Annotated in this window: 11 protein-coding genes, 1 tRNA gene and 1 other RNA gene; 4 read left to right on the top strand and 9 right to left on the bottom strand. The window is 37.2% G+C overall.

Annotated elements, in window-relative coordinates:
- Positions 1 to 205: 205 nt before the first annotated feature.
- The 6 genes from GJU32_RS22465 to ffs form a co-directional block, all read right to left on the bottom strand.
- Entirely contained in the window at positions 206 to 478 is a 273-nt protein-coding gene (locus tag GJU32_RS22465; RefSeq protein WP_155594122.1) for a pro-sigmaK processing inhibitor BofA family protein, read from the bottom strand.
- A 78-nt stretch (positions 479 to 556) separates the two neighbouring features.
- Positions 557 to 772, bottom strand: a complete 216-nt coding sequence (locus tag GJU32_RS22460) for a YaaL family protein (protein ID WP_155594121.1) — start codon at positions 770 to 772, stop codon at positions 557 to 559.
- A 13-nt stretch (positions 773 to 785) separates the two neighbouring features.
- On the bottom strand, positions 786 to 1,382 hold the full coding sequence (gene recR, locus GJU32_RS22455; RefSeq protein ID WP_155594120.1) for a recombination mediator RecR: 597 nt from the start codon (positions 1,380 to 1,382) through the stop codon (positions 786 to 788).
- An 11-nt stretch (positions 1,383 to 1,393) separates the two neighbouring features.
- Positions 1,394 to 1,708 (bottom strand): YbaB/EbfC family nucleoid-associated protein, encoded by a 315-nt coding sequence (locus GJU32_RS22450; protein ID WP_155594119.1) that lies wholly within the window; start codon positions 1,706 to 1,708, stop codon positions 1,394 to 1,396.
- 20 nt (positions 1,709 to 1,728) lie between these two features.
- Positions 1,729 to 3,513, bottom strand: a complete 1,785-nt coding sequence (gene dnaX / locus GJU32_RS22445) for a DNA polymerase III subunit gamma/tau (protein ID WP_155594118.1) — start codon at positions 3,511 to 3,513, stop codon at positions 1,729 to 1,731.
- Between the two features lie 142 nt (positions 3,514 to 3,655).
- Positions 3,656 to 3,923, bottom strand: an RNA gene (ffs, locus tag GJU32_RS22440) — signal recognition particle sRNA large type.
- 168 nt (positions 3,924 to 4,091) lie between these two features.
- On the opposite strand from ffs, the gene GJU32_RS22435 reads away from it, so the two are divergent.
- The 4 genes from GJU32_RS22435 to GJU32_RS22420 all read left to right on the top strand — a co-directional run bounded on the left by GJU32_RS22435 (position 4,092) and on the right by GJU32_RS22420 (position 7,817).
- Positions 4,092 to 4,184: transfer RNA gene (locus GJU32_RS22435), tRNA-Ser, on the top strand.
- 127 nt (positions 4,185 to 4,311) lie between these two features.
- Positions 4,312 to 5,571 (top strand): sensor histidine kinase, encoded by a 1,260-nt coding sequence (locus tag GJU32_RS22430; RefSeq protein ID WP_155594117.1) that lies wholly within the window; start codon positions 4,312 to 4,314, stop codon positions 5,569 to 5,571.
- Positions 5,572 to 6,450, top strand: a complete 879-nt coding sequence (locus GJU32_RS22425) for a response regulator (protein WP_155594116.1) — start codon at positions 5,572 to 5,574, stop codon at positions 6,448 to 6,450. It begins immediately after the preceding gene.
- A 92-nt stretch (positions 6,451 to 6,542) separates the two neighbouring features.
- Complete coding sequence (locus GJU32_RS22420; RefSeq protein ID WP_155594115.1) at positions 6,543 to 7,817, top strand: cation:dicarboxylate symporter family transporter; 1,275 nt, start codon at positions 6,543 to 6,545, stop codon at positions 7,815 to 7,817.
- Positions 7,818 to 7,862: 45 nt separating this feature from the next.
- On the opposite strand, the gene GJU32_RS22415 is transcribed toward GJU32_RS22420, so the two are convergent.
- The 3 genes from GJU32_RS22415 to GJU32_RS22405 all read right to left on the bottom strand — a co-directional run bounded on the left by GJU32_RS22415 (position 7,863) and on the right by GJU32_RS22405 (position 10,141).
- Positions 7,863 to 8,483 carry an RraA family protein gene (locus GJU32_RS22415; protein WP_155594114.1) on the bottom strand — a complete coding sequence of 207 codons (621 nt, stop codon included), beginning with the start codon at positions 8,481 to 8,483 and terminating at the stop codon, positions 7,863 to 7,865.
- 133 nt (positions 8,484 to 8,616) lie between these two features.
- Positions 8,617 to 9,525, bottom strand: coding sequence for a methyl-accepting chemotaxis protein (locus GJU32_RS22410; protein WP_155594113.1), 909 nt, complete (start codon positions 9,523 to 9,525; stop codon positions 8,617 to 8,619).
- 88 nt (positions 9,526 to 9,613) lie between these two features.
- Positions 9,614 to 10,141 carry a TIGR00730 family Rossman fold protein gene (locus GJU32_RS22405; protein WP_155594112.1) on the bottom strand — a complete coding sequence of 176 codons (528 nt, stop codon included), beginning with the start codon at positions 10,139 to 10,141 and terminating at the stop codon, positions 9,614 to 9,616.
- Between the last annotated feature and the right edge of the window lie 2 nt (positions 10,142 to 10,143).

The raw sequence follows: 10,143 nt of genomic DNA, 5'->3' as shown, positions 1-10,143 counted from the left end.
TAGTTACTAAAAACTTTATTGATTACGTTTTGCTTGTTCAGTTTTCAAGGTTCATTTGTTGTTACCGTTTTTCCAACAGCAACTCTTATATAATATCACGTCGCATATAATGTGTCAACATAAATTTTAAATTTATTTTTCGTTTCAATCAGTTATATTAGCGACTTTTATAACTATACCATAATAACATCATATTGCAAGGTTTTTATAAAAAAAATATTAAAGCTGTTATTCCTAATACACCAGGAATACCTAATAATGCAATCGTTAAGACTGAAAATAGGTTGATTGGTACGTTATAACCTATATAACCAATACCTAAATGAATCATAAACAATAATAGAAAGGCAAATGCAAATCTAAACCAAAACACCGATAATCCCTCTAAGATTTTACCCAGTTTAGCATGTCTTATTATTACATAAAGAAAAAGAAGCCCTACAGGAATACAAATACTCATAATTACTAACCAAGACAAATGGTTACCCCCTCAATAAAATAATTATGAAAGTTTATGTTTCCTGTTTTGCTTCTATGAATAATATTTAAATAAGAACTATTTTATTAAAACTCTGCGAATTCTGGCTTCCTTAAATAAATAGAAATGAATACTTTCCGCTGTTTTTCGTTGGGCAATTACCCCTAGGTCATAATCATCCATCAATTCTTCTATTATCTTCGCCTGCTGTAAATCATCTTTCGTTTCTTTTATAAGATTCACAAGCTTATTATCGAATTCTTTTTTTAACTTCCCTTTACTACGGAAGAACATATTAACCCCTCACTCACAACTCGCGTCGACCTTCCATTGCCTTAGATAGCGTAACCTCATCTGCATATTCTAAATCTCCACCCACTGGCAATCCATGCGCAATACGGGTCGTACGAATACCTGATGGTTTGACAAGGCGAGATATGTACATTGCTGTTGCCTCACCTTCAATTGTTGAATTCGTAGCTAGAATAAGCTCTTGGACACTTTCATCTTGCAAACGGACTAACAAGGAAGCAACATTAATATCTTCTGGACCGATGCCATCCATTGGGGAAATAGCACCCTGAAGTACATGGTACATGCCGTTGTAGTCACGCATTTTTTCCATTGCAATAACATCTTTTGTATCTTGCACAACACAAATAATAGAATGATTTCGCTGCTTATCTGCACAAATGTGACATGGGTCTACATCCGTTATATTGCCACAGACAGAACAGTAACTTAGGTTCCGCTTAGCATCAATCAGTGCTTTAGAGAAAGACAATACATCGTCTTCCTTCATTGATAACACAAAAAACGCCAGACGAGCCGCAGTTTTCGGCCCGATGCCTGGCAATTTCATAAAACTATCGATCAATTTGGATATTGGTTCTGGATAGTACATATGAATACCTCCTAGAATGGAAGGTTTAAACCTTGCGTGAATTTACCCATTGTTGAGTTAGTTTTTTCTTCTACTTTTTTCAACGCTTCATTTGTAGCAATGACGATTAAGTCTTGCAGCATTTCGATATCTTCTGGATCTACTACAGATTCATCAAGATTTACTGACACTACTTCACGCTGACCAGAAACGGCTACTTTTACCATACCGCCGCCTGCAACACCTTCAAATTGTTCAGCATTTAGAGCCTCTTGTGCCTCCATCATTTCCTTTTGCATTTTTTGCATCTTCTTCATCATACCTTGCATATTTCCCATTCCACGCATAAATGTTTTCCTCCTAAAATTTAATCTTCAATAATTTCTACAAAATCTTTACCAAAGAGATTTTCGGCCTCTGTCACAAGTGGATCTTGTGAAGCAAGAGGTTGAGCATCATCGATAAATGGTTCTTCTGGCATTTCTGCCGGTGGCGGCTCTAATGATTCTTCCCCATGCTCTGAGGCAGTAGATGTTTTCTTTTGCTGCGTACCATGATCGCGAATAAACTCTTCGCGTATTTTTAACCATGATTCTTCTGGTATGCAAAGCATCTCATACATCGTACCAATTTGCCCGGCAATTAATTGAGTGAAGTGAGCCTTTAAAGACTGGTTATCAGCAACCATCTGACAATGAATATCATACTTGAATTTTAACACAAAAGCACTCGAAGATGCCGCAACAGGTTCAGCTTCTGCCAAAAGAGCAGATTGAGATTTTTGCATTTGACTTAATGCCTGTGCCCAAGCTGTCTTTATCCGTTGTACATCTTGCTTTGTAGCATCTTTTAGAACTTCTTGAATACGACCAGTTGGCGCTTTATAGCCGTTCGGGTTTTTAGCACGAGGTCGTTGCTCCTTTTGTGCTGACGTTGTTTGCACTGGCGCCCCTGTTTGCAGTTGTAAGGTTAATTGTTGAACCATCTGCTCAAGCGCTACAATCTTTTGTGCAAGTTCAGGGTTCTGCGCCGCTTCGTTTGTAGCCATTGCTTGTTGGGCTATTCCTCCCGAAAACTGTACCATTTTAAGTAATGCAGTTTCTAAGTAAATTTTTGTATGGTGAGAGAAACGCATCTCTTGCTGTGTTTTCGCAAGTATGTCGATATAGCCATAAAGCTTATCTGGTGCAAATTCGTGCGCTAAAGTAAATACACGTTCCTCGGGAGACACAAGCTCTAAAAGTTCCGCTAAATCATCGCTTGTTTGAAGTAATAATAAATCACGGAAAAACGTAATTAAATCTTCTGAAAGACGGAGAGGATCTTTACCATCAGCTATAAGTTGCTCTAAAAGCGCTAGCATTTGAGCAACATCTTTCACTTTGAGCGCTTCAGCTAAATCATAAAAAACATCCTGACTAATTGAACCTGTAACTAACAATGTATCCTCGAGCTTTAATTTTTCTCCACTGAAAGACACAACCTGGTCCAATAAACTTAAAGCGTCACGCATTCCCCCAGCAGCCGATTGCGCTATAACCTTTAAACCTTGTTCATCATACGGTAACTCAATATCTTCTAAGACAACCTTCATACGTTCAATAATATCATTGGTAGAAAGTCGCTTAAAATCAAAGCGCTGACAACGGGAAATAATCGTTGCAGGTAATTTATGAGGCTCTGTCGTTGCTAAAATAAATACCGCGTGAGGAGGTGGTTCTTCTAATGTTTTTAAAAGAGCGTTAAAAGCACTAGTAGAAAGCATATGCACTTCATCAATGATATACACCTTGTATCTGCTACTTGCAGGCGCAAAGCGAACTTTTTCTATAATATCTCTGATCTCTTCAACACGTGAATTCGAAGCTGCGTCAAATTCAATAACATCTGGGTGAGAACCATCTGTAATACTTATACAAGTGGCACACTCGTTACATGGCTCTTTTGATGGTGCATGTTCGCAATTCAAGGCTTTGGCAAAGATTTTAGCCGTACTGGTTTTCCCTGTTCCACGTGGTCCAGAAAATAAGTAAGCATGAGTTGTTTTATTCGCTAGGAGAGCATTCTGTAGCGTTCTTTTGACATGTGCTTGACCAGACATCTCTCGAAAAGATTGCGGTCGATACACACGATAAAATGCTTGATACGTCACGATTTTCTTCTCTCCTTCTCCATTTATATTGAATAGTTTTATTATAGCATTTGCCGTCTTATATATAAAATGAAGATACTAAATTAAAAACAAAAAAGCACCCGCCTATAATAGACGGATGCTTTGAATTGGCAATTTAATGCCGTGCACCTTTCCTTGACAGCCGCACATAAGCGTTACTCTTGTCGTTAGCTCGGATTAGGCAACCCCGCGGCACATGGATAAGACCACTTAATGCTGCTTCCTTCCGGACCTGACATGGTTCATGGGTATCCATTGCGCAGGACCCAATCGTCAACACTACGTGCAAAAGGCAGACCAAACAATACGGACAGCCTCGAAAAAGGAATTCAGTCTCGCTAGAGCGGATTGCGAGTTACAGGACACCGCTACCTTCCCACCTAGCACGGCAATAACTAGTATACTGACAGTTTGTATAAATTGCAACTTAATGCACAAATTATTTATTTCCAAATTCATTTTTAAAAACTCTCATTTTTTTATAAAAATATATTGACGTGTGTTTCTAGTTATGTTAAATTTATTTTTGTCGATAAGACAACAGAGCAACATATCATGGAGGTATACCCAAGTCTGGCTGAAGGGATCGGTCTTGAAAACCGACAGGCGGGTAACACCGCGCGGGGGTTCGAATCCCTCTACCTCCTCCAGTTTTTAAATTTCCGACTACGAATGTAGCCGTTTTTTTTTGCCAAAATTGTATGTATTACTTGTTAAATACCACTTCCGCCTCGGTTGTGGTATTTTTTATTATATTAATTATGGGAGGTTTTAAATTTGCAACTGAAATCTTTTATAACTCGTACTTCCCTTCTTTGGATTTTCATTATTGCCGTCATGACCGCAATTGGTAGTGAAATTAAAATAATGCCTTTTGCTAATACCACTTTTCGTTTTGGCTTAGGAACCATTATCTTTTTTTTATGCGCGTTAATTAAGCCTACACCTATTATTTTGGCTGGTGTTGCTACAGGTATAGTGACAACTATTTTTCGTGTTTTTAATTCCACTTTACACGACGTTCCAATAGCTGAGAGTATATTTAACCATTTACCAGCAGCTTTATTTTATGTATTGTTTGCAGTATGCCTACAAATTTTAGATATTCATCGATACAGAGAAAAACCACTAAAACTTGGTTTACTCGTAGCCTTTAGTGAGGTCATTAGTAATTTAGCTGAACAAATTTTCCGCTTTTTTGTCCAAACCTATACTTTTTTATTTGTTCATGACCTCTTGATTTTATTAGCGGTAGCATTATTACGAAGTTTTTTTGTAGTAGGTGTTTATAGCTCCATTTTGATAGCTGAACAAAAAAAACGGGTGCAAGAAATGCTGAATATTGGATCTGACCTCTATGTTGAGACACTATATTTAAAGAAATCAATGAACCATATTGAAACCATTACAGCTAGCGGATATGAATTATATAGACAGTTAAAAGCTCAAGGTTATCGAGCAGAGAGTTTACAAGCACTTCATATTGCCCAGGAAATCCATGAAGTAAAAAAAGATTCTCAACGCATATATGCTGGTATTTCGAAAATTGTTGGTGAAAGAAGCTTTGGCCCCTTTGTATTATCTGAATTATTGCATTATATTGAAGAAGGCAATAGTAAGTACGCTGAATTACTGGGGAAGGATATACAATTTAACACATGTATAGACTTCGATTTTCAAACAAAAGAACATATTGCACTCCTTGCTCTTTTAAATAATTTATCAGCAAATGCAGTAGAAGCTATCGAAGGACAAGGTATCATTTCTATTGAAATTCAGCGTCAAGAAGATAATACTGTAATAACAGTATGTGATAATGGAAATGGAATTTCACAAACAGATATTTCTATTATCTTTGAACCTGGATACACCACCAAATTTAATGTTGATGGTGTAGCGGCAACCGGCATTGGGCTTTCACATGTTGCTGAACTAGTAGAAAAATTAAAAGGCTCAATAACCGTTGAATCAAACAATCAATACACAACGTTTAAAATCATAATTCCTACGCAAACTATTCAAACGGGAGAGACTTAAATGAGGTATTTTATTGTAGATGATGATCGTGCAAGTCGTGTTATGTTAAAACAAATTATTGAAGATAGTGGGTTAGGTACAGTTATTGGTGAGGCTCGAAATGGTGAAGATGCCATTCCACAAATTTTAATGACGCAGCCAGAATTTGTGCTTATTGATTTACTGATGCCAAAGCTTGATGGAATAGCAACAGTGGAGCAACTTATTCAAAATCGTTTTGAGGGACAATTTATTATGATTTCACAGGTTGTGAATAAGGAAATGGTTGGCGAAGCTTATGAACAGGGAATTGACTTCTTCATTCATAAACCCATTAACCGCATCGAGGTAGAAAATGTTTTGAAGAAAACAACTGAACAATTTCGACTCAAAAATTCACTGTTAGTTATACGTCAATCACTTACAAACATTGAATTAAGTGAACAAAAGGCTCATAAAGCAACATCGCGAGACCATATACAATCAATTTTAAATGATATGGGTATTGTCGGCGAAATTGGTAGCGAAGATATTATTGCAATTATAGAAACATTACTTGCTCATCAGCACAAAATTGCACCTCTTCCTCCATTAAAGGAACTTTATGAAGAAATTGCCGCTGTGACAAAGGCTACACCAGATGAAATATTAAAAGAAAGTAAAGCCATTGAACAGCGTGTGCGCCGTACAATCTTAGCCGCAATGATTAATCTCGCTAATTTAGGGGTTGTCGATTACACAAACTCTGAATTCGAGTACTATGCCCCTCGCTACTTTGATTTTAAAGAAATTCGGCAGCTCATGACACAAATTGAAGACCACGATAATCGTAAAGCAAAGGTAAATATTAAGAAGTTTATTCAAGTGTTATATTCAGACATTTTAACAAAAGTAAATTAATTTTCTCGGATTTTGTCGGATTCCATAAGTCCTCCGTATTATTAAAGTAAGGCGTGTCCTAAAAATTTAATATTAGGGGAGGTACAAAGGATTTGAAAAAGAAATTTAAAATCAGTTTAGCCGCTCAAATTTTAATCGGTTTGATTTTAGGGATCATTGTTGGTGGTATCTTTTACGGAAACCCCAAAATTGAGACATATTTACAACCATTAGGGGATATATTTTTACATCTTATTAAGATGATTGTTGTACCGATTATAATTTCGACATTAATCGTTGGTGTTGCTGGTACTGGAGACATGAAACAGCTTGGACGATTAGGCGGGAAATCCATTATTTACTTTGAAATTATTACGACAGTAGCTATCGTAGTTGGATTACTTTCCGCAAACATATTCCAACCGGGTGCAGGAATAAACATGAACGAATTATCTCAAGGAGATATTTCGAAATATGTATCTACAACTGAAGAAGTACAACATGAGGGACCATTCGATATCATTGTAGGCATCGTTCCAACAAATATTATTCAGTCAATGGCTGAAGGTAACATGCTTGCGATTATCTTCTTCTCAGTTATTTTTGGTTTAGGTGTTGCTGCAATTGGTGATCGAGGAAAACCAGTCTTAGACTTCTTCCAAGGGGTAGCAGATGCTATGTTCTGGGTAACAAACCTCGTAATGAAATTTGCTCCACTTGGGGTATTTGGTTTAATTGGTGTAACCGTTTCCAAATATGGATTTGCTTCACTGGTACCACTTGCCAAATTAGCTATTCTTGTTTATGCAACAATGCTATTCTTTATCTTTGTCATTCTAGGACTTGTGGCAAAATTTGCAGGAATCAGCATCTTCTATTTAATTAAAGTGTTAAAAGATGAGCTAATTTTAGCCTTCTCAACAGCAAGTTCTGAAGCTGTATTACCACGTGTTATGATGAAAATGGAGAAATTAGGTGCTCCAAAGGATATCGTATCCTTTGTTATACCAACCGGTTACTCCTTTAACTTAGATGGATCAACACTATACCAAGCCATTGCAGCATTATTTATTGCACAAATGTACGGTATTCACCTAAGCATTGGTGAACAAATTACGTTAATGCTTGTATTAATGGTTACATCTAAAGGTATTGCAGGTGTTCCAGGGGTGTCATTCGTAGTACTTCTAGCAACTTTAGGTACTGTCGGCATTCCACTTGAAGGGCTAGCATTTATCGCTGGTATTGACCGTATTCTTGATATGGGACGTACAGTTGTTAACGTAATTGGTAACTCATTAGCGTCATTAGTAATGGCGAAATGGGAAGGTCGTTTCGATCGAGAAAAGATGAAAAATTACTTTAATGATAATGAAAATCTAGCGTAATTTAAAAAAATCCTCACGATGTTGGATGGCATCGTGAGGGTTTTTTTATTTTGCCAGTACTTTGTCTAGATATGCAATAATCGATTCTTTGCCATTTGCGTGTGCTTCTTGTGCACGCTTTTCATCTTTTTCAAGTTTGGCCTCTGCAGCTGCAACAATTTTTTCAGCATCCTGCTGAGGCACGACAAGAACTCCGTCCACATCTCCAATAATATAATCACCTGGATGAACTGTTACTCCCCCTATGGCAATAGGCACATTTACTTTGCCACCACCGTTTTTATTACCTGCGGCTACGGTAGTACCTAGAGAAAATACAGGGAAATTCAACTCCTGAATGGCTGCAATATCACGGATCACTCCATCCACAACAAAGCCTTGTACACCAATACCCTTTGCTAAGGAAATGACAAAATCTCCGGCCACTGCTCGATTGGTATTTCCCTTTGCATCAATTACTAAAATGTCCCCTTCATTAGCAGCTCGAATTGCTTCCAACACGGCCCCATTTTCACCATCTGGTAAACGGACAGTTACTGCTCGCCCAGCGACTTTAAAATGATCTGCTAGCGGTTTAATATCACTCCGTAAATTGGTATGTCCACCCGTCGCATCTGATATAGCTGTCGTTGGTAAATGCTGAAATCTTACTTCCACTTTTGTCATACATAACACCCCTATTATGATTGATGAAAGACTTACATCATTATTGTAAATACAACGCATACACTATTTCAATATATCTAGGAAATGAAATTGCTAAAGATAATTAAAAATGTAAAAATCGCAACCTGATTTATTATATGATTTCTATAAACTGTTTTGATTGCTCGTCTAACGCTTCAGCGGCAGAGGCAATTTCATTAAAATCATTTGTTGTAATAGTAATTTGTTCATTTGTCTTTTCTACTTTTTCAGCTATTCTTGTAATATTGTCTGTAACTTGACTAATTTCTCGCTCTATTCCTTCAATATTATCCTTCACTTCTGAAATGGACTGTTCCACTCTTATAGAAAGCTTTCGTACCTCTTTTGCAACCACATCAAAACCTCTACCAAATTCTCCTGCTCTAGCCGCTTCAATAGCTGCGTTTAAAGCCAATAAATTTGTTTGTGAGGCAATCTCTTGAATGGTTTTCACAATGCCTTTAATAGAATCTGCCTGTTTTTGAAGCTGTGCAAGATTACTAACATTTTCATTAGACTCCTGCGATACCGCTTTAATCGTTTCCAATAAGTCTTGACTATTTTGAATGCCAGCCTCTGAACGCTGATAAAGTGCTTTAGACATGTCCTTCAATTTGTCAGCTACAGTTACTATTTCATTTTGTCGCTCCGTAATATTTGTAGCAATTTTTGAGACACCAATTACTTTTCTTGTATTATTAGCGAAAACAGGCATATATGTCGCCTCAAGCCAAACTATATTACCATTAGCATCAATTCGCTCAATCTTGTCCTGATAGCTATTTCCCGCTGTTAGATTGCGCCAAAACTTACCATACTCAATACTATTAGCGAAATCGGGTAAGCAAAGTTCTCTATGATTCTTTCCTAGCATCTCTTGTACTGTATAACCTAATGTTTGAGCAAACAATTCATTTACATAGGCCACGCTTCGGTCCATATCGAAGCGGATTATCGCTATATTACGTTCAATGGCTTGTACTACTAAATCATCATTCACTTGGGCCTCTACACTTTGCATATCTACACCTCATTTACTTCTATTTTTTTACTTAAAATAAATTTATTTTACAGTTATTTATATATTACATAAAAAACATGGGTAATGTTCACCCATGTTTTTTTAATAAGCGTACTATCTCTTTCGATGTAGTTGCTACACGAAAGAGTTCCTTTTGTTCGGTACGTATAAAGCCTTCCTCTAGCATTATTTTAAAATGCTGTAAAAGCGCATCATAGAATCCATTTACATTATATAAAATGACAGGCTTTTCATGAAGTCCAATTTGCGCCCAAGTAATTACCTCAAAATACTCATCTAACGTTCCTGCACCACCAGGAAGAGCTATAAATGCATCTGCTAATTCTGCCATTTTAGCTTTACGAATATGCATAGAGTCTACAAAATGAATCTCTGTTAAGGAGGCGTGTGCCAATTCTCGCTTCTGTAAATGGGTTGGCATCACACCAATTACTTCTCCACCCGCCGCTAAAACAGCATCTGCTACCTTTCCCATTAACCCTGTTTTGGAACCACCGTAGACAACACCATGACCATTTTGGGCTAATGCTGCACCTAGCTCAGTCGCCTTCTCCACATAAATAGGACTTTTACCCAAAGCAGCTCCACAATACACTG

The sequence above is a fragment of the Lysinibacillus cavernae genome (assembly GCF_009724685.1).
GTDB lineage: Bacteria > Bacillota > Bacilli > Bacillales_A > Planococcaceae > Lysinibacillus > Lysinibacillus cavernae.
The sequence above is the reverse complement of the archived record's forward strand: the minus strand, read 5'-3'. Positions and strand labels throughout refer to the sequence as shown.

Excerpts from the sequence above, each read along its gene's own strand:
- GJU32_RS22460 (WP_155594121.1), bottom strand. The coding sequence starts at position 772 with ATGTTCTTCCGTAGTAAAGGGAAGTTAAAAAAAGAATTCGATAATAAG.
- recR (WP_155594120.1), bottom strand. The coding sequence starts at position 1,382 with ATGTACTATCCAGAACCAATATCCAAATTGATCGATAGTTTTATGAAA.
- GJU32_RS22425 (WP_155594116.1), top strand. The coding sequence starts at position 5,572 with ATGAGGTATTTTATTGTAGATGATGATCGTGCAAGTCGTGTTATGTTA.
- GJU32_RS22450 (WP_155594119.1), bottom strand. The coding sequence starts at position 1,708 with ATGCGTGGAATGGGAAATATGCAAGGTATGATGAAGAAGATGCAAAAA.
- GJU32_RS22415 (WP_155594114.1), bottom strand. The coding sequence starts at position 8,483 with ATGACAAAAGTGGAAGTAAGATTTCAGCATTTACCAACGACAGCTATA.
- GJU32_RS22410 (WP_155594113.1), bottom strand. The coding sequence starts at position 9,525 with ATGCAAAGTGTAGAGGCCCAAGTGAATGATGATTTAGTAGTACAAGCC.